Origin of the sequence: Bacillus timonensis, assembly GCF_004799755.1 — a bacterium.
Classification (GTDB): domain Bacteria; phylum Bacillota; class Bacilli; order Bacillales; family Bacillaceae_L; genus Ferdinandcohnia; species Ferdinandcohnia timonensis_A.
Map to the genome: position 1 here is coordinate 216,996 of NZ_SLUB01000001.1, position 20,398 is coordinate 237,393.

Annotated in this window: 29 protein-coding genes and 1 riboswitch; of the genes, 20 read left to right on the forward strand and 9 right to left on the reverse strand. The window is 35.7% G+C overall.

All coding sequences use genetic code 11. The annotated features are described in order from the left end of the window. Positions 1 to 81: 81 nt before the first annotated feature. Together E1I69_RS01060 and E1I69_RS01065 are read left to right on the forward strand one after the other, a co-directional pair. Positions 82 to 1,278 (forward strand): M14 family metallopeptidase, encoded by a 1,197-nt coding sequence (locus tag E1I69_RS01060; RefSeq protein WP_136377789.1) that lies wholly within the window; start codon positions 82 to 84, stop codon positions 1,276 to 1,278. 166 nt (positions 1,279 to 1,444) lie between these two features. After that, on the forward strand, positions 1,445 to 2,572 hold the full coding sequence (locus tag E1I69_RS01065) for a hypothetical protein (RefSeq protein WP_136377790.1): 1,128 nt from the start codon (positions 1,445 to 1,447) through the stop codon (positions 2,570 to 2,572). Between the two features lie 46 nt (positions 2,573 to 2,618). On the opposite strand, the gene E1I69_RS01070 is transcribed toward E1I69_RS01065, so the two are convergent. Next, on the reverse strand, positions 2,619 to 2,792 hold the full coding sequence (locus E1I69_RS01070; RefSeq protein ID WP_116354509.1) for a DUF2759 domain-containing protein: 174 nt from the start codon (positions 2,790 to 2,792) through the stop codon (positions 2,619 to 2,621). 331 nt (positions 2,793 to 3,123) lie between these two features. On the opposite strand from E1I69_RS01070, the gene E1I69_RS01075 reads away from it, so the two are divergent. After that, positions 3,124 to 3,768 carry an MBL fold metallo-hydrolase gene (locus tag E1I69_RS01075; RefSeq protein WP_136377791.1) on the forward strand — a complete coding sequence of 215 codons (645 nt, stop codon included), beginning with the start codon at positions 3,124 to 3,126 and terminating at the stop codon, positions 3,766 to 3,768. A 381-nt stretch (positions 3,769 to 4,149) separates the two neighbouring features. Continuing rightward, complete coding sequence (locus E1I69_RS01080) at positions 4,150 to 5,259, forward strand: class I SAM-dependent methyltransferase (protein ID WP_136377792.1); 1,110 nt, start codon at positions 4,150 to 4,152, stop codon at positions 5,257 to 5,259. Positions 5,260 to 5,294: 35 nt separating this feature from the next. Here the strand turns inward: E1I69_RS01080 and E1I69_RS01085 are convergent, their stop codons facing one another. Both E1I69_RS01085 and E1I69_RS01090 read right to left on the reverse strand, forming a co-directional pair. Further along, complete coding sequence (locus tag E1I69_RS01085) at positions 5,295 to 5,537, reverse strand: DUF2626 domain-containing protein (RefSeq protein ID WP_136377793.1); 243 nt, start codon at positions 5,535 to 5,537, stop codon at positions 5,295 to 5,297. 77 nt (positions 5,538 to 5,614) lie between these two features. Continuing rightward, positions 5,615 to 6,307 carry a helix-turn-helix transcriptional regulator gene (locus E1I69_RS01090; RefSeq protein WP_136377794.1) on the reverse strand — a complete coding sequence of 231 codons (693 nt, stop codon included), beginning with the start codon at positions 6,305 to 6,307 and terminating at the stop codon, positions 5,615 to 5,617. A 356-nt stretch (positions 6,308 to 6,663) separates the two neighbouring features. Between E1I69_RS01090 and comGA the strand changes: the two genes are divergently transcribed. From comGA to moaA, 9 genes are all read left to right on the forward strand, one after another. After that, complete coding sequence (comGA, locus tag E1I69_RS01095; protein ID WP_136377795.1) at positions 6,664 to 7,740, forward strand: competence type IV pilus ATPase ComGA; 1,077 nt, start codon at positions 6,664 to 6,666, stop codon at positions 7,738 to 7,740. Then, the gene (gene comGB / locus E1I69_RS01100; RefSeq protein WP_136377796.1) at positions 7,718 to 8,761 is read left to right on the forward strand and encodes a competence type IV pilus assembly protein ComGB; all 1,044 of its coding nucleotides are present in this window, start codon (positions 7,718 to 7,720) and stop codon (positions 8,759 to 8,761) included. The genes comGA and comGB overlap by 23 nt, the downstream gene beginning before the upstream one ends. A 53-nt stretch (positions 8,762 to 8,814) precedes the next feature. After that, positions 8,815 to 9,105, forward strand: a complete 291-nt coding sequence (gene comGC / locus E1I69_RS01105) for a competence type IV pilus major pilin ComGC (RefSeq protein ID WP_242634516.1) — start codon at positions 8,815 to 8,817, stop codon at positions 9,103 to 9,105. After that, entirely contained in the window at positions 9,083 to 9,535 is a 453-nt protein-coding gene (gene comGD / locus E1I69_RS01110) for a competence type IV pilus minor pilin ComGD (protein WP_136377798.1), read from the forward strand. Before comGC ends, comGD begins: the two co-directional genes overlap by 23 nt. Then, complete coding sequence (locus E1I69_RS01115) at positions 9,519 to 9,857, forward strand: type II secretion system protein (protein WP_136377799.1); 339 nt, start codon at positions 9,519 to 9,521, stop codon at positions 9,855 to 9,857. The genes comGD and E1I69_RS01115 overlap by 17 nt, the downstream gene beginning before the upstream one ends. Beyond that, on the forward strand, positions 9,847 to 10,281 hold the full coding sequence (gene comGF / locus E1I69_RS01120; RefSeq protein WP_136377823.1) for a competence type IV pilus minor pilin ComGF: 435 nt from the start codon (positions 9,847 to 9,849) through the stop codon (positions 10,279 to 10,281). Before E1I69_RS01115 ends, comGF begins: the two co-directional genes overlap by 11 nt. A gap of 2 nt (positions 10,282 to 10,283) precedes the next feature. Beyond that, positions 10,284 to 10,667, forward strand: a complete 384-nt coding sequence (gene comGG / locus E1I69_RS01125) for a competence type IV pilus minor pilin ComGG (protein ID WP_136377800.1) — start codon at positions 10,284 to 10,286, stop codon at positions 10,665 to 10,667. Between the two features lie 76 nt (positions 10,668 to 10,743). Then, positions 10,744 to 10,935 carry a YqzE family protein gene (locus E1I69_RS01130; RefSeq protein ID WP_136377801.1) on the forward strand — a complete coding sequence of 64 codons (192 nt, stop codon included), beginning with the start codon at positions 10,744 to 10,746 and terminating at the stop codon, positions 10,933 to 10,935. Between the two features lie 199 nt (positions 10,936 to 11,134). After that, on the forward strand, positions 11,135 to 12,157 hold the full coding sequence (gene moaA / locus E1I69_RS01135; protein ID WP_136377802.1) for a GTP 3',8-cyclase MoaA: 1,023 nt from the start codon (positions 11,135 to 11,137) through the stop codon (positions 12,155 to 12,157). A gap of 46 nt (positions 12,158 to 12,203) precedes the next feature. Here the strand turns inward: moaA and E1I69_RS01140 are convergent, their stop codons facing one another. Beyond that, positions 12,204 to 12,560, reverse strand: coding sequence for a DUF2512 family protein (locus E1I69_RS01140; RefSeq protein ID WP_136377803.1), 357 nt, complete (start codon positions 12,558 to 12,560; stop codon positions 12,204 to 12,206). 57 nt (positions 12,561 to 12,617) lie between these two features. Then, the gene (locus E1I69_RS01145; protein WP_136377804.1) at positions 12,618 to 12,962 is read right to left on the reverse strand and encodes a YqzG/YhdC family protein; all 345 of its coding nucleotides are present in this window, start codon (positions 12,960 to 12,962) and stop codon (positions 12,618 to 12,620) included. A 106-nt stretch (positions 12,963 to 13,068) separates the two neighbouring features. Here E1I69_RS01145 and E1I69_RS01150 point away from each other — a divergent pair, with 106 nt between their 5' ends. Both E1I69_RS01150 and E1I69_RS01155 read left to right on the forward strand, forming a co-directional pair. Continuing rightward, entirely contained in the window at positions 13,069 to 13,692 is a 624-nt protein-coding gene (locus tag E1I69_RS01150) for a hypothetical protein (RefSeq protein ID WP_136377805.1), read from the forward strand. A gap of 101 nt (positions 13,693 to 13,793) precedes the next feature. Beyond that, complete coding sequence (locus tag E1I69_RS01155; protein ID WP_136377806.1) at positions 13,794 to 14,393, forward strand: hypothetical protein; 600 nt, start codon at positions 13,794 to 13,796, stop codon at positions 14,391 to 14,393. 44 nt (positions 14,394 to 14,437) lie between these two features. Here E1I69_RS01155 and E1I69_RS01160 read toward each other — a convergent pair whose 3' ends face one another. Then, positions 14,438 to 15,040 (reverse strand): hypothetical protein, encoded by a 603-nt coding sequence (locus E1I69_RS01160; RefSeq protein WP_136377807.1) that lies wholly within the window; start codon positions 15,038 to 15,040, stop codon positions 14,438 to 14,440. A 113-nt stretch (positions 15,041 to 15,153) separates the two neighbouring features. Next, positions 15,154 to 15,537, reverse strand: a complete 384-nt coding sequence (locus E1I69_RS01165; RefSeq protein WP_136377808.1) for a helix-turn-helix domain-containing protein — start codon at positions 15,535 to 15,537, stop codon at positions 15,154 to 15,156. A 310-nt stretch (positions 15,538 to 15,847) separates the two neighbouring features. Here E1I69_RS01165 and E1I69_RS01170 point away from each other — a divergent pair, with 310 nt between their 5' ends. From E1I69_RS01170 to E1I69_RS25420, 5 genes are all read left to right on the forward strand, one after another. Beyond that, a complete protein-coding gene (locus tag E1I69_RS01170; protein WP_136377809.1) occupies positions 15,848 to 16,483 on the forward strand; it encodes a TasA family protein in 636 nt (211 codons plus the stop codon). Between the two features lie 140 nt (positions 16,484 to 16,623). Next, on the forward strand, positions 16,624 to 17,442 hold the full coding sequence (gene tapA, locus E1I69_RS01175; RefSeq protein ID WP_161974823.1) for an amyloid fiber anchoring/assembly protein TapA: 819 nt from the start codon (positions 16,624 to 16,626) through the stop codon (positions 17,440 to 17,442). Further along, entirely contained in the window at positions 17,439 to 18,020 is a 582-nt protein-coding gene (sipW, locus tag E1I69_RS01180) for a signal peptidase I SipW (RefSeq protein WP_136377811.1), read from the forward strand. Before tapA ends, sipW begins: the two co-directional genes overlap by 4 nt. A 52-nt stretch (positions 18,021 to 18,072) precedes the next feature. Continuing rightward, complete coding sequence (locus tag E1I69_RS01185; RefSeq protein WP_136377812.1) at positions 18,073 to 18,699, forward strand: LPXTG cell wall anchor domain-containing protein; 627 nt, start codon at positions 18,073 to 18,075, stop codon at positions 18,697 to 18,699. Positions 18,700 to 18,844: 145 nt separating this feature from the next. Further along, complete coding sequence (locus E1I69_RS25420) at positions 18,845 to 19,201, forward strand: DUF5658 family protein (RefSeq protein WP_431731849.1); 357 nt, start codon at positions 18,845 to 18,847, stop codon at positions 19,199 to 19,201. Positions 19,202 to 19,409: 208 nt separating this feature from the next. Here E1I69_RS25420 and E1I69_RS01190 read toward each other — a convergent pair whose 3' ends face one another. After that, positions 19,410 to 19,736: a helix-turn-helix domain-containing protein gene (locus E1I69_RS01190; protein WP_116354534.1), complete on the reverse strand. Its 327-nt coding sequence runs from the start codon at positions 19,734 to 19,736 to the stop codon at positions 19,410 to 19,412. A 167-nt stretch (positions 19,737 to 19,903) separates the two neighbouring features. After that, entirely contained in the window at positions 19,904 to 20,032 is a 129-nt protein-coding gene (locus E1I69_RS01195; RefSeq protein WP_136377813.1) for an anti-repressor SinI family protein, read from the reverse strand. A 29-nt stretch (positions 20,033 to 20,061) separates the two neighbouring features. Then, positions 20,062 to 20,151, reverse strand: a riboswitch (cyclic di-GMP riboswitch). Positions 20,152 to 20,398: the final 247 nt, after the last annotated feature.

Genomic DNA, 20,398 nt, shown 5'->3' on the forward strand with positions numbered 1-20,398 from the left:
TTGGTCAAGGTTTTTCAAATGACATGAAGTACATCCTCTCACTCATAGAATAGTAGGAGAAGCAACTAAGGAGGTTTTTTGGTGAAGGTAAAAGTCCGTCCAGGTGACACGCTCTGGTATTATAGTCAATTGTTTGCAATCCCATCCCATTTACTTACCGACTCCAATTTACATGTAAACAGTACCAATTTGCAGGTAGGAGAAACTGTGAGCATTCCAGGTTTTGTAACAAAACCTTATACAATAAGTGCTGGTGATACATTATGGAAGCTTGCTAAATCACGTACACTTTTGGCTGATGCGTTATTTTTAGTAAATCCAGAGATTGAAGCCGAAAATCTGCAAATTGGTCAAACCATCCAATTACCAGAGAGAGTTGTGGATTCGATCGTTAAAGGAAACCGAAAATATGATTTTGAAGATCTAATGAGGGATGTTCAAGATTTACAAGTGATCTATCCCTTTTTACAACCACGTTCAATTGGAAAATCTGTATTAGGGAAAGAATTAGTAGAGTTACGATTGGGAAGAGGCACAAAAAGAGTTCATTGGAACGGATCTTTTCATGCGAATGAATGGATAACCACGAATGTGATCATGACCTTTCTAAATGAGTATTTACTAGCACTAACCAATATGCGGTCAATACGCGGGTTTTATGTAGAACCACTCTATTTAGAAGCAATCCTTTCGATTGTCCCAATGGTAAACCCAGATGGAGTCGATTTAGTCCTACATGGTCCTTCTGAACAGGAACCATATAAACAGCAAGTAATTGATATAAACAAAGGAAGTCTCGATTTTAAAGACTGGAAAGCGAATATTCGAGGAGTCGATTTAAATAATCAATTTCCGGCTAATTGGGAAATTGAAAAAAAGCGAAAAGAACCTAAGGCACCTGCACCACGAGACTATCCCGGTGATGCTCCATTAACCGAACCTGAGGTCATTGCGATTGAACAATTAATAAGGTCCTCCAATTTTTCCTCTGTATTAGCCTTCCATACGCAAGGTGAGGTCATTTATTGGGGATATGAGGGACTGGAGCCACCTAATGCTGAAACGCTAGTAAAGGAATTTTCAAGAGTGTCAGGATATGAGGCAGTGCGCTTTGTTGATAGCCATGCAGGTTTTAAGGATTGGTTTATTCAAGAGTGGAGACGCCCAGGGTTTACATTTGAATTAGGTAAAGGTGTTAATCCATTGCCACTTTCTCAATTTGAAGAAATTTATCAGGAAACGCTCGGAGCATTTTTGGCTTCGTTGTATATGGGATAGTGTTGTAAAAAAAGCCGATATTTCTTCGGCTTTTTTTCTTGCTTTGAAACTTTTTAACATGCATAATCGTATTATCTGTTAAGGGAAAAATATGACATAGAAGACTTAGTTTTGTATAAAGAGACAGTATATGTTTATATTTTATAAAGAGGTGATTATCGAGTTGGTGAGAAATTGGATATACGTTTTAATGGTTCTTTTTCTACTAGCTGGCTGTAACTCTCATCAACCGTTTGATATAAGTGATGTGCCAAAAAGTAGTAATAAGAATGTTACCAAGGGCCCTTTGCCATCTGAATTTTTAGGAGGAAATCAACAATTACAACCGCTTGACCTCCAAGGAGAAGAATTCAATATTGTGGGAGATTGGTATGATGATGAAAGTATTCTTTATGTGATCGATGAGAACGGAACTTCTACCATTTACAGGTATCATCTATTTACAGGTGAAAGGGAGTTATTTTTCAAAACAAATGCTCCTGTATTGACCATGAAGGCAAATGATGACCATTCCATGTTTTTGATTCATACTTCAGATTCCCAAAACCAAGTGAAGCTAACAGTCGTCGACAAATCAGGCAATATCCAATATGAATGGCAAATGAATTCTTTTGATTTGTTTTATAGCTGGAATCCATACAATATACATCAGGTATTTGTTACATCGTTTTTAGAGGATTGGTCATTTCAAACCCATCTGCTAGATATAAAGGCTCAGCAGACAACGAAATATGAGGTGTTTCAACCGTTTATTCAATGGATAAATTCAAACACAATTTCCTATTTAAAATGGGATCAAAATGCGCTTGATTTCTTTGCCCCGCTTTATTCGTATCATTTAAATACGAAAACAGAGGGACTTTTATTTGAAAACATTATTTCTTTTGCAGCCTATAAGGATTTGTTAGTTACGTATGAACTAAGCAAAGGTGAGGATTCGGTTGCAAAAATTGGCTTTTTCGATCCTGAAAAAAATAAACAGTTACATGAATTTAAAATGCCTCTTTTGAGTGACTATTCAAAGTGGTACATTCCGTCTTCAGACTATGTTGTAGGGCAAAAGAAATTCTATTCGTTTAAACCATATTCGGCAGGTGCCTTTGATACATATGGAGAAAAATTCGAGCTTGTTTCCTATGATATGAGTACTGGGAAGGAAGAGGTTATACTTGAGAAAGTGGATGATCAACCACTTAACTTTTCTCCAAATGGGTTCCTATGTTTATACGGATTTCAATTCGAAAAGATCATTGATTTGAAAACAAAAACAGTTGAAGATCTTATTGTATATTAAAGTAAAAAGCCATCGAGTGTCCGATGGCTTTTTAAAACTTTTCATATTAGTGAGCTGTTGGGAAACCATGTTTCCAGATTGTCATGATGGTGAACCAGCCTAATACTAAAAAGATTCCTGTTGAGAAAAGTATGGCTAAAAGGTTTTTTTCGCGTAATGAACGAATAATACCAAAAGCAGCTAAAATAACGATTAAAGAAAAGATAATCATTAGACCCATGTGTCTTACCCCCTTGCTATAATCAATGTTTCAGTTAAAAGTGAGCCTTTACTTCATATTCAATACTATTTTTCCCCATAGCATGAAAATTTACAACATCACAAAAAGGTAAAATGTTGTTTAAAAGGCTGAAAACCCTTTATGTAAAGAAATAGATAGATTCAATTTATATTCTAATGGTTTTATCCAGTTTTGTCGAGGAGGAAAAAGTGACACTTTGGAGACAAATGTTTTCTTAGAAAAAGCACGATAGCAATTAGTTAAGCGCTTTTTCGTTTTCGTTCGTTAGTGTAGAATAGATGGTAGATTATAAAGCAATGGAGGAAAAATTATGAAATGGCAAAGGATACCGCTAGGACCATTACAAACAAATGCATACATACTTGCAAATACCAAGAAGGAATGTGTCATCTTTGATCCAGGTGGTGATGGGCAAATATTAACGGCCATTTTACGAAAGCAAGGGCTAACACCAACTGCAATTCTCTTAACACATGCTCATTTTGATCATATTGGTGCCATCGATGATTGTTTAGCCCAGTGGAAAATTCCTGTATATATCCAGGAAAAAGAGAAAAACTGGCTAAAGGATTCTGCTTTAAATGGGTCTGCTTATTTCATTCCAGGGCAAGAAATACTGTCAAAAGCAGATCCTGACATTCTTCCGATAGAAGGAGAATTTTCTGTTGGTGACTTTACATTCGATCTTTTTTATACTCCAGGGCACTCGCCAGGAAGTGTTTCGTATCATTGTAAGGAGCTTGGAGTTGTATTTTCAGGCGACGCCTTATTCCAAGGAAGCATCGGCAGAACAGACCTTCCCGGTGGTAGTCATGAGCAATTACTGGATAGCATCCATAAAAAATTACTCACATTACCAGAAGAAACTATCGTCCTCTCAGGACATGGACCAGAAACAACCATCGAAGCTGAAATGGACTCAAATCCATTTTTAAATGGATTCAACCTAAGCTGAATCCATTTAAAAAGCCTCCGGCGGATGCCACAGATTTTCAAGGGAATCTTTTCGAGCTTAAGATCAAAGACTAAGAACGCCACGTCCTGTGGCAACGTCTTTGTGACCCACCTCGTGTGGACCTAAAAAATCTGGGCGCAAATACGCCAAGGCGTATTTGATTAAACGGGTTTTAACTAAAAAAGAAAAGGTCCGACTCGAATAGTCAGACCTTTTCCTGGGGATGTTTAGCACTAAGAATACCTTCTTAATGCCCTGAAATTTTGGCATGAGCCAAGACTTATATATCCGTATAATGGGAGGGATATTGTAAGCTACTAAACTTACAATATAATAATATAAACACTGTGTCAATGGTGAAAACTAGCAAAAGGTGAGAAGATGCAGCGCATTCTAAAAGAACTTATAAAATCATCTCCATACAACAAAATTACATATGAAGAGTATATGAGTACTGTCCTTTATCATGAAGAAAACGGGTATTATATGAAACACGAAGAGAAGGTAGGTAAAAAAGGAGATTTCATCACAACTAGCAATATCTCCAATGTTTTTGGGAAACTATTTGCCTCGGTGTTCCATAAACTAATCATGCAAGAAAAAATATCTCCGTTTATCTGTGAAGTTGGTGGAGGAAATGGGAGATTCGCAAAGGCTGTATTGGACGAATTACAGAATAACTACAAAGAAACATATCAGGAAATCACATATATCATGATTGAAACAAGTCCGTACCATCGACGCTTGCAGCAGGAGCTTCTCCCGATAGGTGAAAAAGTAATCCAATATCGAAGTTTAGATGAAGCTAAAAAGAATTTTCCACTATTTAATGGCATTCTTTTTTCAAATGAATTATTTGATGCGTTCCCGGTTAGAGTGATTGAGAATCAAAATGATAACATGTATGAAGTGAAAATCACACTGAATAAGGATGAACAGCTTTGTGAAATTTTTGAGCCGCTTACGGATGAGCGAATTCTGCATTATTTAGATCATACGAAGATAGGGCTTGTTCCTGGACAAAGATTTGAGATCCCACTTCAAATGCTGTCTTATTTAAAGGAGTTAAATGAGTTTCTTGGAAATGTCGTTGTCTTTACTGTTGATTACGGATATACAAATGAGGAATGGATAGAACCTGCTAGAAAGAAGGGGAGTCTTCGTGGCTATTACAAGCATCAGTTAATTAACAATCCACTTGAATATCCAGGTCAAATGGATCTTACCACCCATATCCATTTTGATACACTGATTTCAATTGGTACAAAACATGGGCTTGAATTTGTAAAGAAACTGAGACAGGATGAATTTCTACTAGCAGCGGGGATTCTGACGTTTTTACAGGATAACTTTGATTCGAATCCTTTTTCAGAAAAAAGTAAACAAAATCGTGCCATTCGTTCACTTATCATGGATGGCGGAATGAGTACGGCTTTTCATGTCCTTATCCAGCAAAAAAATAGTAAAATCAATTGGGATCAAGTATTCTAAGACAAATAAAAAAAGCGATGTTTCCATCGCTTTTTTTAGTGACCTCCGCCTAACGGCATCATAAATGTGGTGTAGTAAGAGAAGGCACAGAAGAAAACAGTCAAATATGCGCCAAACACGTAAATATACATTCTTTCAGACAATTTTAAGAAGCTTAAAAGGACGAAAAATCCGGTTTGTGCAAAGAAAATTAGTGCTAGAACATCCATACCACCAACGTAGAACATTACTGAAAAGATACCTGTCCAAAAACCTAAAACACGGTACATACGTTCCATATGTATATTTCCCTCCCTTGTAAATGATAAACACTCACTTTTATTATTATAATGTAACGATTACATAAATGTAAACATTACTTTGCGACAAATGCGTGATAACTGCAAGAATTACATCCAAGAATCATGTTTTCTGACTCTTCTAGCACCACATCGTCAAATAGTAAATCAAACATTCCTCTTAAAAAGGCATGATGCATACCACAAACAGCTTCAAAATTTTCTTGTGCAATTTCTTTAAAAGGACAATTGTTAATTTTTAAGAAAATCTTTGTCTTGTCCTTATTATGGTCTAAATCTGGATAAAAACCCGCCACTGTGGATGCCTTTTTTAAAATGTCTAGCTTTTGATCAAAGGTTAGCTCATGAATCGAAACAGGGATTTGATGGTTGACCAATTCTTCACCAAATCGTCTACCTGTTTGTTCAAGTGCCATTTTACCTACATCACCGAGGGAAGCCATTGTTTCAATTGCAATTTTTGAAAGTAACTGATAGTCGCGAAATGGAAAATTAATCTGAATATGATCATTCGATAATCGGTACAGACGACTCGGTCTGCCACCTTTTCCGGTTTTCTTGGCTTCTGAAACAAGCATATTTACATCTTCAAGCTTTGTTAAATGCAGTCTAGCAACGTTTGGATGAATCTCAAATTCTTCTGCGATTTCTTGTACGGTGACATCTTCATTTTGTTTAATAATGTATTGATAAATATAATATCGTGTTGGGTCTGCTAAAACGTTCGTAATCTTTAGTGTCTGTTCCACCGTTATCACTCCTTGCGAGCCTTATGTTATCCTCATTATAGTACAGTTAAATACCATCAATAAGTGATTTATATCACTTGTAGGTAAATGTTCACAAAACTACAAAGTATTTTACAACTTGATTAGCATATTTTTTAAGCAACCATCATATCATGTATTGATTCCTCCTAATGATAGATAAATCTTGCATCGCTTTTAAAAAATACAACCATCATGGCAGTGGTTGTATTTTTTATTGTCTAAACGTTCAAATAAAGTTCACAATTATTTTTTATGAAAAAGAAGGAGTTTGTAGATTTTTGTTGAAATATGATACCTGCAAGAGAAAAAAATAATATAAGAGGAGTGTGAAGTATTTGAGTGATATCGAACAGCTCGGTGATCAATTGATCGAAGACGCTTGGTCAATGAGTGCATCTGATATTCATTTTGTCCCCAAAATCAAGGATGCTATGATCCAATACCGACTCGATAGTGATTTATTCAATAAGCAAACGATCCCAAAAGATGTTTGCGAACGCTTGATTTCCCATTACAAGTTCCTTGCTGGAATGGATATTGGAGAAAGGAGAAGACCGCAAAATGGGGCGATAACGCTAAATCTCAAAGGCGTAACCATTAACCTTCGATTGTCTACACTGCCCACACCCTACAACGAAAGTCTAGTCATACGTATCCTACCTGAAACACCATCTCATTCTCTTGCAAAATTATCGCTATTTCCGAATATGACAACTAAATTGCTCTCCCTTTTGAAGCATTCACATGGCCTTATCATCTTCACAGGTCCGACAGGCTCTGGTAAGTCTACCACCCTCTATTCCTTACTGCACGCAACGAAGAAACTTTTCAACCGGAATATTATTACATTAGAGGATCCAATCGAAAAAAGAAGTGAAGATGTCCTACAGGTCCAGGTGAACGAAAAAGCAGGCATCACCTATGCCCATGGTTTGAAGGCAATTTTACGACATGATCCCGATATTATTATGGTAGGTGAAATTCGGGATACTGAAACGGCAAAAATTGCAGTCCGCGCAGCTCTTACGGGTCATTTGGTACTGTCAACGATGCATACAAGAGATTCAAAGGGTGCAATTTATCGGCTGTTAGAATTTGACGTAACCTTACAGGAAATTGAACAAACGTTAATTGCCATCGCAGCACAAAGGCTTGTTGATTTAAAATGTCCATATTGTGAAGGGAAATGTTCACCACTTTGTAAGAAGTATCGAAAAATTAGAAGAGTAGGTGTGTACGAGCTTTTGAATGGGCACGCCTTAACGGAAGTAATGAAAGAAGCAAGGGGTGACAAAGCAGAGTATCACTATGAAAAATTAAAAGATGTCATCAAAAAAGGAATTGCCCTTGGATACTTATATCCGGATGCGTTAGAAAGATGGGTTGTCAATGATGACAAAGAAAGGAAATAAAAATTGGACTTTAAAAGAACAGTCCTTATATTTAAGTAGAATCGGGGACCTACTTGATCAAGGCTATACTTTTGAACATGCCTCACAATTTTTACTCTTTCAGCTCCCCAAAAAACATAGTCAAGATGTGACGTCCATTATTGAGACCTGTAAACAGGGTGAATCTTTGTACACAGCCTTCAGCAAAGTCGGTTTTCACAAGGATATCTTAGGTTATATATATTTTGCTGAGCAGCATGGCGATGTTTCATTTGCTCTTCGTGAAGGAAGTGCGATGCTACAAAAAAAGCTGAACCATCTTGATAAAGGAAAAAAGCTCATTCGCTATCCATTAGCCCTTTTGTTATTTGTTGGTTTTATGTTCACGATGATTGAAAAAGTTCTATTGCCACAGTTTGAAAGCCTATTTACCTCCATGAGTTATGAACAAACGATGATTTCCAAGTTTTTAGTAAAGCTCCCAGAACTAAATCGATATTTGTTCCTCATGATCGGTTTACTAGTAATTATTAGCCTCGGTTATTATTTTCTTCATTTTCAAAAAAGACCTCCCGTTGAAAAAATGAAGCTACTCTTAAAGATACCCATTTTTAAAAAAGTAATGATTATGTATAATACCCATTTCTTTTCCGTACAGCTCAGTAATTTGTTAAAAGGCGGATTATCCATTTTTCAAGCCTTAACCATGTTTGAGCAGCAGCTTCACTCGCCGTTTTTTCGAGAGGAAGCAAAAGAAATGAAGATGCTATTGAGAGCGGGTAACCGGTTTGAAGATATTTTAAGAGTACGAGAGTATTACGAGGCAGATTTAGCGATGATCATTCTGCATGGTCAATCAAATGGAAACCTAGCAAGCGAGCTTCAGCATTATAGTCAATATGTTATGGAAAAAGCCGAGGAAAAAGTGACAAGATTATTAGCGATTGTACAACCAATTTTGTTTTTGATGATTGGAGTCATCATCATGCTCATGTATGGGGCCATCATGATTCCAATGTTTCAGCTATTAAACGGAATATAGAAAGGGAGATTGAATTGAAACAAAAGAATCAAAAGGGATTTACCCTTGTAGAAATGTTAGTCGTTTTATTAGTCGTATCGATCCTGCTGTTGATAACGGTACCTAATGTGACAAAGCATAATTCTGTCATTAAGGCTAAGGGTTGTGAGGCAATGGTTAAAATGGTTGAGGCGCAGGTGCAGGCTTATGAGATGGAGGAGGGCCATGGTCCATTAACATCTTTAGATACGTTAGCAACTGAAGGATATTTTAAGGGTAATGAGGTCCCTGCCTGTCCTAATGGAGACATAATAAAAATGGATTCAGAGCGTAATATTGTTCATGAAAAGCCTACCGCAGGTTAATGAAAAAGGCTTCACCTTAATAGAAGCATTGCTGGTTCTATCTATCGTCATCATTATTTCCTCAATTAGTATTCTACAACTTAGACCCCTTCATGAATCGAAAAAAATGGATCAATTTCTGGAGCAGCTTCAAAATGATATCTTTTTAAGTCAGCAGTATGCAATAAGCAATAGTGAGCCGGCCACACTGTATTTCAGTTCGAGTGGCTCCTATTATCGGCTAACAAAGGGGGATTCGCAGGTAGCATTTATTATTCGGAAAATTGACCCTGCCATCCACATTCAAATTACAACGCTTGGTCAGAAATTAGTTTTTACAAGTAACGGAAATATTCGACGTGCTGGTGAAATTAGATTTCGGTATAAAGAGAGTGTCTATATTGTCACGTTCTTATTAGGAAAGGGTAGGTTTTATGTTAGTAAAGGATAAACGGGGCTTTACGATGGTAGAGATGCTTCTGTCAGTATCCATCTGGCTAATGCTTTGTGTGACGCTTCTGCCGCAGTTAATGTTTATCATGACAGAACGAAGGAATACAGAAATCTTTAATATCGGAACTCAATTACTTTCAGAAGAACTGCAAAAAGGGTATAACGGAGAATCTGCAATAAATCACTTGGTGAAATACGGGGTTACCTACAAATTCACAAAAAATTATAATGAGACGTTTCAAAAGTCAGAGCTTTGTGTCACTTGGGAGGACAAGCTTTCAAGAACGTATGAAAGATGTGGATTTCTAAATGGTGAGTAATCAAAAGGGGTTTACATTTGTTGAGATGCTCGTCACCTTTTCAATCCTCCTTGTTATTCTTGGATTTATCGCACCTTTTCTAAGTGTGGTTTATCGCGATAATGGGGAACAATTTAACAAGTTAGAATGGCAAATCTTACTTCAACAAATGAAAATGGAAATCCGTGAAGCAAGGGAGATTACCGTTTCAGGTGGTGAATCTGTGTCTTTTATTAATGTAGTGGGTGATGTAGTAAGTTTTGAAAAATATCAAGATAAAATAAGAAGAAGGGTCAATTCAAAAGGGCATGAATTGTTACTTCAACATATCACAGATGTTACATTTGAACCAAGAACCAATGGCTTTTTAATTACTGTTGTGACGGTTGATGGTAAGACGTATCAAGCCTTAATCTCATCCTTAACATCAGTGGAGGTTACGTAAAGATGAAAAATGAAAAAGGTTTTATCCTCCCCGTTACCATCGCGATTTCGTTTTTGTTTTTTCTCGTTTTTACCTCCCAGGTCAATGCTTATCTGACGGAAAAAGCCTTCTCAAAAGAAACAGAAGAAATATTAATTCTGGAGAATTTAATGCAACTGGGAGTCGGCGACATGAAGGAAATATTACTGAGTGAAGAGGAAAGTAAAGAATTAACGGGCTCATTCAATTATCCAAAAGGGCTGATCACTTACAACGTTTCGCCCGCAACAATGACAACATCGTATATTACTTTAATATGTAAGACAAATGAGCAACGGAAAAGCAGTGCACGCTTTATGTACGATTATGAAACAAAAGAGATTAGTTCCTGGTTAGATTTACGTTAGAACACAAATTTTTGTGGTTACAATTATATCATGGTGGAAATAATAACATTAAGGCTCGAAAAAGGTAGGTGTTATTATGTCTACAAACGATTATGTTAAATTTGTAACCCAACAGTTTGTCAAGTTTATAGACCAACCGAAAGAAGTTCGGAAAGCAACGAGGCAGCAGCGTAAGGAAGAACAGGCTCCATTAACAAATCGGTGGTTTGGGATTATGCCATTAGCTGTATCGCTTATGTTTAAGAAAAAGAAAAAAGGAGGGAGCTGATGTTGATCCTCAGCTCTCTTGCTCCTTATTCCTGCCTTCCTAACATGGATATGTGCTCATTGACCAGAAGTAGTGGGCGTTTGTCCATTTTGTGAAAATTTAATGGGGGATGTAAATATGTAGCTTTTGGTTTCTATTCACAATCAATTATTAGTATGATAGAGTATAAGTTACATATTAGGTAGGAGTGACAGGTTAGATGACTACAAAAGAAGAAAAAATTGTTGATCAGTTGAATCGACCTTTACGTGATTTGCGTATTTCTGTCACAGATCAATGTAATTTCCGTTGCTCTTATTGTATGCCTAAAGAAATCTTTGGAGATGATTATTCATTCTTACCGCTGGGAGAATTATTATCCTTTTCTGAAATAGAAACGTTGACAAGAAGTTTTGTCAAACTAGGTGTGCAAAAGATTCGGTTAACTGGTGGAGAACCTTTAGTAAGAAAAAATGTCCATGAACTTGTTGAGCGTTTAACTCATATAAAAGGTATTGAAGATATTGCCCTCACAACAAACGGTGTATTTTTACCGAAATATGCAAAGCAATTAAAGGGAGCAGGTCTTCAGCGTGTAAATGTAAGCCTTGATGCAATTGACAATGATATATTTAAAGGAATGAATGGCCGTTCTGTTGGCGTAAAACCTGTACTTAAAGGGATTGAAGCTGCGCAGGAAGCGGGACTTCTTGTGAAAATGAACATGGTCGTTCAAAAAGGTAAAAATGATTCGCAAATTTTACCGATGGCTCGTTATTTTAAAGAAAAAGGCATTACCCTTCGCTTCATTGAATTTATGGACGTTGGTACAACAAATGGTTGGAATTTTGATCAGGTTGTTTCGAAAAAAGCAATTCACGACCTCATCAACAGTGAAATGCCATTGGAACCAATAGATGCCGAGTATTTCGGCGAAGTAGCAAAACGATATCGTTATGTGGGGACAGACGTCGAAATCGGCTTCATCTCGTCTGTTACAGAATCCTTCTGTTCAAGCTGTACAAGAGCAAGAATTTCTGCAGATGGGAAACTGTATACTTGTCTGTTCGCAACAGCGGGGCATGATTTAAAATCATTAATTCGTTCGGGTGCAACCGAGAGTGATATTGATGAAGCACTTAAATTAGTATGGCAGGCAAGACGTGATCGCTATTCAGATGAGCGTACAGAGGAAACAGCGAAAAAACGCAAGAAAATTGAAATGTCATATATTGGTGGGTAAATGGAAAAGAGGTGCTTCGTAAATGCAGCACCTCTTTTTATTATAATCATGCAGTTGATCTCTCGGTCCTACCTGACCTTACTAACCAACGGTGGATAGGTATTTCAACTAACGTAATGACCAGGGCTGTTAAGATTGCGCCCCACAGCGTAACTCTCGCACCATCGTAAAACAAAGTAAGAAAATATACTACAAGTGCTGCAGTAACAAAATCGGCTATATCTGTCATTACCGTTGTATCTCTTCTAAGCATCGCTCTCTCCATTAAGTGACCGATAATGGCTAACAGTACTCCAATACCGATTGGCTGATACCATGCAACTAAATCAAAACTATCAAATATGCCTGAACAAATAGCTACAACCAATGGCAATAAGATAATCTTCATAATAAATCCAGTCATAGCATTCACACCTCCTTTAAAGATATTTTTTACATAAGAAGAAGAGAATATGTAATTCTAACGATCCGTTTCAACAACAGTTATATTCTTTACTCGCTCCGTAACTGGTTCAAAGGTGATATTCACAAGAACACCGAACTCTCGATTATCTTGTTTTAACCAAAGCTTGAAACGTTCAACATACATGCCATTTTTCTTATATCTTCCAACATGTAAATAATCTACAATTTGAGCTGAAGGGTATCGTTTTTGTGTTTCTTCCATCGCGAGCCTTCCCCATTTAGCGTATTCAGGTACTGGTTTTTTAGATTCAGCTGTAGTAATGGGGGAATCATTCAAGAGAAAAAAAGTTGGGGATAACAACAAACTTAAACAGCATCCAATCAGTATTTTCCGTAACATGACAAACACCTCGCTTTTCATTTAGATTTCCCAACTAAACGGTAAAATTATGCAGATAAAATGGGAATGTATGGTATTATGTATTATGAAATAAGGGGGAGTATTGATGAGAAGGGCACTAAAAAACTTTATTTGTGTTTTGGTCTTACTTACTTTGTTTGCATGTAGTACGGAATATGCTACCGAAAATCCAAAAGATGGTGTGCTTACTCCAGTCAAACAAAATGAAAGGAATACACAAATTATTAGTTCACTCGGTTTTGATACATTGTTAATGTACGACCTTGAGTTAAAGAACGAGGACATAAAAATGATCCATCTTTGGATTGAACATTATAAGAATGGGGAAAAACAAGAAGATCTCTTAAAGGGTGCAACCGGTACTAGTGAAAAAATGACAGTAGCCGCTTCAAAACTGGACTTCAAGATAGATGATTCTACTACTTATTCACGTTGGACTTATTCAGTTGCTGATGGAACCGCGATATCAACATTAGAATCATTGCCGATTGAACTATATAAAGAAAATTTAGGAATGGGTCAAACATGGGTCGACGATACAATAAAATTAGAAGCGGAAAAACCGTTTACCTTAGCCTTAATTGCAAGGTATGATGGAAATGGTGTTAGAATAGGACTAGAAGATGAAGTAATAATAAATACCATTAAAGATAGTGATGAAGTATTTGTCGTAAAAGCGATGATTAGCAAAAAAGAAGAGTACCAATGAGAAAGCGACCGTTTTGGGTCGCTTTTTTGCGTGCTGTATGATATGTCCACTTAACGCACATATTATTATTATGTGGAATGTTGTATATGGGAGGAAAGATCATGCGGAAACAACTATTTTTTATGGTGATTATCCTATTAAGTGCATCCTTACTAGTTAGCTGTAAGGGGGATGACAAAGCTAAAGAAAAAAAGGATGAAGCTGAAACAAAAATTCAACAAGTAGAAGATAAAATAATCAACTTAGGTTCATTAGGGTTCACAACAGATGATCTCGTAAAAAATTGGAATGAAGCTCAAGCAGAAATGAAGGATTCCGATAAAATTGACCAAATATCCGTAAGAAATGGAGAATTTAAACACGATGTCAATGATGGAATGATTCTCGAAGGAATAGTAAATGAAACAACCAATGAGGTGATTCGGCTATCCATCGTGAAAAAAGATATGGAATCAGATAATCTTAACACGACTTTAGACAAATATGAGGACACAATCGCTGCTTTCTTCTTATTGGTTGCAGTAACAAATACAGAAGAGGCCGTCAAAGACCAGGACATCGGAAAAGTCACATATAAATTAGGTCTCCTTCGAGACAAGGATAAAAAAATCAACGGAACCGCTACACTGAACAATGTTACGTATAAGGCTGAGGAAAATGAGCGGGGATTGGTGTTGTCGGCGGTGGAGAAGAGGGATTAAATAAAAAAACCTTGGAAGGGTTAATCCTTTCAAGGTTTTTTACTTTATTCGCCCTTGTCTTGTAGTAAAACTGTTTTTAGTTCTTCAACAATTTCATCAAATTCTTTGCCATCAGTTTTAATGCCATGTTGTTTTGCAGCATCGATGATTTTATTTCTTCTAGAATCAGGTATAATACGTAGTTCTTCGTATTTATTGGAGGAAGGTTCTGTTAATTCTGGTTTTTCGCTATATTTTACTTTTAAATCAGAAATAATCGCTTCTTCTGATTTACCATCCACTTCAATCCCAATTTCTTTAGCTTTCTGCTGAAGCATTGTAGAACGTATTTCAGTTTCTATTTTCTCTTGAGTTTTTCCTTCGGTATCAATACCCAAATCTTTGGCTAGATTCTGTAATTGTTCACTTTCTCTTACTGGACGACGAAAGTCACTGGAAGGTTTTGGATTAGTAGCTTCTTCGGTATTTTGAATTTGTTCTTCTTTGATAGTTAATTCCGGTGTCTTTTTATTTTCGTTAGAGGTTGAAACCGTGCGTTCCTTTTTATTGTTATTATCCATATCTTCACTTGCTAAAACCGGTAACAATTGTGTAAAACCTAAACATATTACACCTATTATACCAGTTATCAGAATTCTTTTTTTCATAATTAATCAGTCTCTCCTTTCGATAATTAATAGTAAGTTAAAATGTACCAAATTCAAAGTAATCAATTACTTATCACTATTTCCATAGTTGTTCACTTTTAATCTAAAATCATTTATCGTTTTGTCACGTTATCAATATTATTCCCTCCTTCGTTTTTTATGTGATCATTTTTCCAGTTTCTGAATTTAATAAAGTTCTGAAATTCTTGAAAGTCCTCTTTACTTAATCCATCATCAATTGCATTCATTAATAGCTTTGTCCACTCCTTATCAAGTATTTCGTTTGTAATTATGTCAGTTTTTTCCTCTCCTAATAAATATTCGATACTTGTATCAAGTGGTTTTGAAATCTTAGTTAAGAATTGAAGAGAAGGATTTTTTTGTACATCTCGTTCAATATAACTTAAATAAGACTTTGAAACTCCAGCACGTTTTGCAAGCTCTGTGATGGTGAGTCTTTTTTGCTTTCTTAATTCTTTAATCCTGGATCCAATCATCTTCCTTCTCCTTCATATATTGAATGCCCACATGTTCATTATAAGGAACTTTTTGTTCTTAATAAAATAATTAAATAGTAAGAAAACAAGAGATAATTCGAGAAAAAGAACGATAATCGTTCTTTATTAAGAAAATTTGGCTGATTTTGAGATTTTTCAAATATAAGACTTATGGGCTATACTCACATTGTAAGTTCGCTGGAAAGAACGAAAATGAACTTTATGAAGTACATATCTTGGTTGATCTCCTTATCAATACATAAGGATTCAATAAAAAAAAATATATAAGGGAAAAAGAGGAGGAAACAAAATGAGTTTGAAAAAGAAATTAGGATTAGGGGTAGCATCAGCAGCACTAGGATTATCATTAATCGGGGGAGGAACATTTGCATACTTCAGTGACACAGAAGTAACAAACAATACATTTGCAGCTGGAACATTAGATTTATCTGTAAATCCAACAACAATTGTTGATGTTTCAAACCTGAAGCCTGGAGATGTAGTAGTACGCGAATTCAATTTAGTCAATGGTGGTTCTCTAGATATTTCTAAAATTGATTTAAAAACGGTAACTTCAGTAGATGATGCAAATAATGATAATACTGACAACTTTGCTAAACACATTAAAGTTCTTTTCTTAGAAAATGGTGACAAGACTGGTTGGAATTTCATCGAAGGATGGGATTATAATGATGTAATCTCTGAAACTACATTATATGACCTTCAGGCTATGACGCCTGATGCTGTTGAAAACTTAAATAGCTTCTGGACTAAGTGGCTAGGAATTGAGGGTGAAGAAAGCGGTCTTGGAGCAGGAGATAGCGATCAAATGTATGTTGCATTTGAATTCGTTGATAACAACCAAGATCAAAACCAATTCCAAGGGGATACTTTAAACCTTGAGTGGACATTTACTGCTCACCAAACAGAAGGCGAATTAAAATAATATTTCATAATTGAAACAGGGGAAGGGGATTCTATCTCCTTCCTTGCTTTCATACTTTGTAGATATTTATGAACACATATGGACGACTTTGTTTTCATAAATATGTATAAATATTGTTACGAAGAAGGGCGGAACAAAAAGTGAATGAGAATAGTAGATTGTTAAGAGGGATAAAACTTAGAAAAAAAAGATTTTTTACCATTCTTAAAATAGCCTTAGTATTTTATTTAATGATTCTCTCAATCAAATATGTAACATCAAGTACATCTGCCTACTTCATATCGAGTAATGTAACTACGGGAAAGTTTACGGCCGGGACATGGGATTATAGTAAACTGAAATTTAGTGGAAATGGTCATGATTTTGGTAATGACAATGAAAAGGCTTGTCCTGCAAATATAGAAGTACTAATTAAAAATTTTAGTAAAAATGATATGTTATCACCTAGTACATATGAAATTTACTTTACTAATGAAACAGGAAACCCTGAAAATCATGGTAAATTAATTGCCGATGGTATTATTCCAAAGTTGAAAAGTAATCAGGAAATGCCACTGAATTTTGAAACAAATATTGAAGGTTTTTATACGTTTAAAGCTTATCAAGTAAATAAATCTTTTGATGATGTCTGGAGTGAAAAAATAAAAGTAAAATGTAAGAGTAAAACTGGCCAAACCACAAATGAGCAAAATGAAGTACCTAACGAAGAACAATCAAAGAAATCAATAGAAAACGAGAAAACAGAAACACCTGAAACAAAGACATCAGAAGAGACAGGATCGGAAAATACTGCAAATCAGACACCAGAAAATAATGAACAATCTTCTACAACTGAAAGTGAAGAAGCTCCTGCGTCAACTGAAAGTAATAATGGAAACCAAACTCCAGATGAAGTAAATAACTCAGTAACTGACGAGACTAAAAATGTTCAAGAAAAAGAGGAGAAGGATGGACAATGAAAAAGAAAATTTTTAAATGGTTTAATCATTTATTAACAGGGGTATTAATTGTTTTATTATTATGCGTTGCATCACTTGTAGTAACAAATAAACTTTCTGGAGGAGAACCTTCTGTATTTGGATATCAGCTTAAAACTGTATTATCAGGTTCGATGGAGCCTGGGATAAAAACTGGGTCTATTATCGCAGTAAAAACAGGTGGAGATATGACGCGTTTTAAAGAAGGTGACGTTATCACTTTTATGGAAGAAGATGAAAAACTAATCACCCACAGAATTACTGAAGTACTAAAAAATAAGAATCAAGTGATGTATAGAACAAAAGGGGATAATAATAATACAGAGGATATCAATCCAGTATTAGCTCAAAATGTAGTTGCAGAATATCGTGGATTTACCATACCATATCTCGGTTACTTCGCTGATTTTGCAGACTCAAAAAAAGGAACTGTTTTACTAATGATTGTTCCTGGGATTATAATATTCCTCTATTCTATTTTCACACTTTGGAGAACCATCTCAAAAATTGATTTAAGTAGCAAGACGAAAGATACTGTTGAAGAAACTAAAATAAATTAAGGATCAATATTTATTAATATTGATCCCCTTCTAGGGAAGGAAGGGGCATAAAATGAAGAGGAGAAAGAGTTTTCTAAGATTGCTATATTTTATTTTTATATGTACCTTTTTATTTTTATCTCAAGCAAATCAAGTCTCTGCGTCTCCATCCAAGAATAGTAAGGTAATAGATATCATGACAACCCCAGAAAAGGTACTCTTTGATATTGAGAACTTTAAGCCAGGTGATTGGGCTATAAGAACAATAACCATAAAAAATACTGGTTCTGAGGATTTTAACTATTTAACTTCAGCAGATCGTAAGGCTGGATCAAAAAAATTATATGAAGAGTTACTCCTGACTATTTCCAATAAAAGTGGAGAGTTGTATAAAGGTAAGTTAGGTGAATTTAACAAAATCGATCCTAGATCAATTGCAAGTGGGAAACAAGAAGAATTAAATTTTACGGTAGAATTCCCATCCCATTTAGGAAATGAATATCAGGGTTTAAAAACTGAGGTTGAACTAAAATTCTATGCGGAGGGTACCTTAGGTGGAGCACTTCCAGTTGACGGACCAAAACTTCCCCAGACGGGAACCGATACTTATAATATTCTGATTGCAGGAATTGCATTAGTCTTAGGTGGAAGTATTTTATTTTTCATCCTAAAAAGAAAACGATTAAAAACAGTTCGCTAATCTAAGTTAATTGATAAGGAGATTCTATTTGCACTATCGTTCTTTAATAAGAATTGATTGGATTGAAAATTGAAGATGACTTTTTCTCTATTTCATCTTTTTAATTTCTAAATCATGCATTCAATACTAATAAGTGAGGTTCCTAATGAAATTTATCCTCATACTCCTAGCAAACTTAAATCTATTAGACGCATGTATTACCCATTTTGGAATACTTGGCGGCCATATTTCTGAAGCAAACCTGATAATGTACTCAATATACGAAATCCATCCATTTTTGTTTCTGTTTGTAAAAACAATGCTTTCCATATTTTTAATTGTGCTTATCTTCTTAATTCGTTTACCAGTTAGTAAAATAATTCAATCTTTATTTATATGTAGCCACTGCTTTGTACGTCTATGTCTTTTTCCTCCATGGCTATTGGATTACACAAATTTTATACTAATGGAGGAAACCAATGTATACGAAAACATGCCCCAAATGCAACCAGCCATCTTTTAGTAGCTGTATGCTCGGTGAATGGAACTGCCCAATCTGTCAAACAGACCTTTCACAGTTTCGTGCACGTGATGTTGGTGAAGCTTTTCCTTCAATAATATATAAGAAAAACACAACTCCCCAACAATCCGAATCTGACTACCAGTCCGCTTTCGAAACATACATATAAAATAAAAAATGCTTCGGGCAGCCAAATGTGCCGAAGCATTTCCTATTTATTATCCATTTTCCACTTATTAAATTCTAAGAATGATCGAAATTCCTCTTTGGAAACTCCTGATTTCATTGCCTCTCGTACAAGCCTTGTCCATTCTGAATCAAGTTCTACACTTTCAGGCTCTGATTGTTCATGGAGTAATTCGTTTACGGTTACGCCTAGTACTGTAGATATTTTTTCAAGAAACTGGATAGAAGGATTTGATTGGAGATTCCGTTCGATAGAGCTCAAGTATGATTTGGCAACTCCTGCGCGATCAGCTAGTTCAGATAGTGATAATTGTTTTTGTAGGCGATATGTTTTAATACGTTGACCAATCATGACTTTTCACCTTCCTTCCTAAAGGTATTATAACATATAACGAAGAAAATGTTTTATAATAAGAACATAAAATTAAAAAATAAAAAGAACTCAGTATAGCACCCGAGTTCTTGGCATCCATGTAATTCTAGCCTCTTGCGTCAAAAACTTATATGTAATTAGGTCTGTTATGCTGTTTTACTTTGGAGGAAAGCTTGAATATCCTGGACGCTCATTCCCATCTCCACTGCTTCTAAAATAAGGTCGATCCATTCGTGATCCAATTGCTCGTTTTTGCTTTTTACTTCATTTACCATTTCATTTCCTCCCAAAATACATTAGTATTCCAGGCAGTCCAGCCATCATAATTGAAATATCCAACCTTAGACCTGTGACTTTGCGTCCCAATTTTTCAAAAGGTTTGCCTTTGTCTGTTCGAAGCTAAGCTGACTGACCTAAAACGATAGTCCATATATGTATAGAACCTTAGTATTACATTTAGAAGTATAAAGCATGGAAATCAATCTTTCTGTAAAAAACTGTCGATGTCAAAATATTTACAAAATAAAATCAATTAACTGGGTAACCTAGCGAATAATGGTTATTTTTTCCTATATTTGTAGAATAGGCTCGAAGGATAGGGAGAAAGACCTGTGATTTGTTAACTAGTTAGAAGCTGTGGT

What these genes read in the sequence shown, in the direction of transcription:
- E1I69_RS01070 (WP_116354509.1), bottom strand. Translation starts at nt 2,792, where the DNA reads ATGGGTCTAATGATTATCTTTTCTTTAATCGTTATTTTAGCTGCTTTT.
- E1I69_RS01075 (WP_136377791.1), top strand. Translation starts at nt 3,124, where the DNA reads ATGAAATGGCAAAGGATACCGCTAGGACCATTACAAACAAATGCATAC.
- E1I69_RS01080 (WP_136377792.1), top strand. Translation starts at nt 4,150, where the DNA reads ATGCAGCGCATTCTAAAAGAACTTATAAAATCATCTCCATACAACAAA.
- E1I69_RS01085 (WP_136377793.1), bottom strand. Translation starts at nt 5,537, where the DNA reads ATGGAACGTATGTACCGTGTTTTAGGTTTTTGGACAGGTATCTTTTCA.
- comGB (WP_136377796.1), top strand. Translation starts at nt 7,718, where the DNA reads ATGATGACAAAGAAAGGAAATAAAAATTGGACTTTAAAAGAACAGTCC.
- comGC (WP_242634516.1), top strand. Translation starts at nt 8,815, where the DNA reads ATGTTAGTCGTTTTATTAGTCGTATCGATCCTGCTGTTGATAACGGTA.
- comGD (WP_136377798.1), top strand. Translation starts at nt 9,083, where the DNA reads ATGAAAAGCCTACCGCAGGTTAATGAAAAAGGCTTCACCTTAATAGAA.
- E1I69_RS01115 (WP_136377799.1), top strand. Translation starts at nt 9,519, where the DNA reads ATGTTAGTAAAGGATAAACGGGGCTTTACGATGGTAGAGATGCTTCTG.
- comGF (WP_136377823.1), top strand. Translation starts at nt 9,847, where the DNA reads ATGGTGAGTAATCAAAAGGGGTTTACATTTGTTGAGATGCTCGTCACC.
- comGG (WP_136377800.1), top strand. Translation starts at nt 10,284, where the DNA reads ATGAAAAATGAAAAAGGTTTTATCCTCCCCGTTACCATCGCGATTTCG.
- E1I69_RS01130 (WP_136377801.1), top strand. Translation starts at nt 10,744, where the DNA reads ATGTCTACAAACGATTATGTTAAATTTGTAACCCAACAGTTTGTCAAG.
- moaA (WP_136377802.1), top strand. Translation starts at nt 11,135, where the DNA reads ATGACTACAAAAGAAGAAAAAATTGTTGATCAGTTGAATCGACCTTTA.
- E1I69_RS01140 (WP_136377803.1), bottom strand. Translation starts at nt 12,560, where the DNA reads ATGACTGGATTTATTATGAAGATTATCTTATTGCCATTGGTTGTAGCT.
- E1I69_RS01145 (WP_136377804.1), bottom strand. Translation starts at nt 12,962, where the DNA reads ATGTTACGGAAAATACTGATTGGATGCTGTTTAAGTTTGTTGTTATCC.
- E1I69_RS01150 (WP_136377805.1), top strand. Translation starts at nt 13,069, where the DNA reads ATGAGAAGGGCACTAAAAAACTTTATTTGTGTTTTGGTCTTACTTACT.
- E1I69_RS01155 (WP_136377806.1), top strand. Translation starts at nt 13,794, where the DNA reads ATGCGGAAACAACTATTTTTTATGGTGATTATCCTATTAAGTGCATCC.
- E1I69_RS01160 (WP_136377807.1), bottom strand. Translation starts at nt 15,040, where the DNA reads ATGAAAAAAAGAATTCTGATAACTGGTATAATAGGTGTAATATGTTTA.
- E1I69_RS01165 (WP_136377808.1), bottom strand. Translation starts at nt 15,537, where the DNA reads ATGATTGGATCCAGGATTAAAGAATTAAGAAAGCAAAAAAGACTCACC.
- E1I69_RS01170 (WP_136377809.1), top strand. Translation starts at nt 15,848, where the DNA reads ATGAGTTTGAAAAAGAAATTAGGATTAGGGGTAGCATCAGCAGCACTA.
- sipW (WP_136377811.1), top strand. Translation starts at nt 17,439, where the DNA reads ATGAAAAAGAAAATTTTTAAATGGTTTAATCATTTATTAACAGGGGTA.
- E1I69_RS01185 (WP_136377812.1), top strand. Translation starts at nt 18,073, where the DNA reads ATGAAGAGGAGAAAGAGTTTTCTAAGATTGCTATATTTTATTTTTATA.
- E1I69_RS25420 (WP_431731849.1), top strand. Translation starts at nt 18,845, where the DNA reads ATGAAATTTATCCTCATACTCCTAGCAAACTTAAATCTATTAGACGCA.
- E1I69_RS01190 (WP_116354534.1), bottom strand. Translation starts at nt 19,736, where the DNA reads ATGATTGGTCAACGTATTAAAACATATCGCCTACAAAAACAATTATCA.
- E1I69_RS01195 (WP_136377813.1), bottom strand. Translation starts at nt 20,032, where the DNA reads ATGGTAAATGAAGTAAAAAGCAAAAACGAGCAATTGGATCACGAATGG.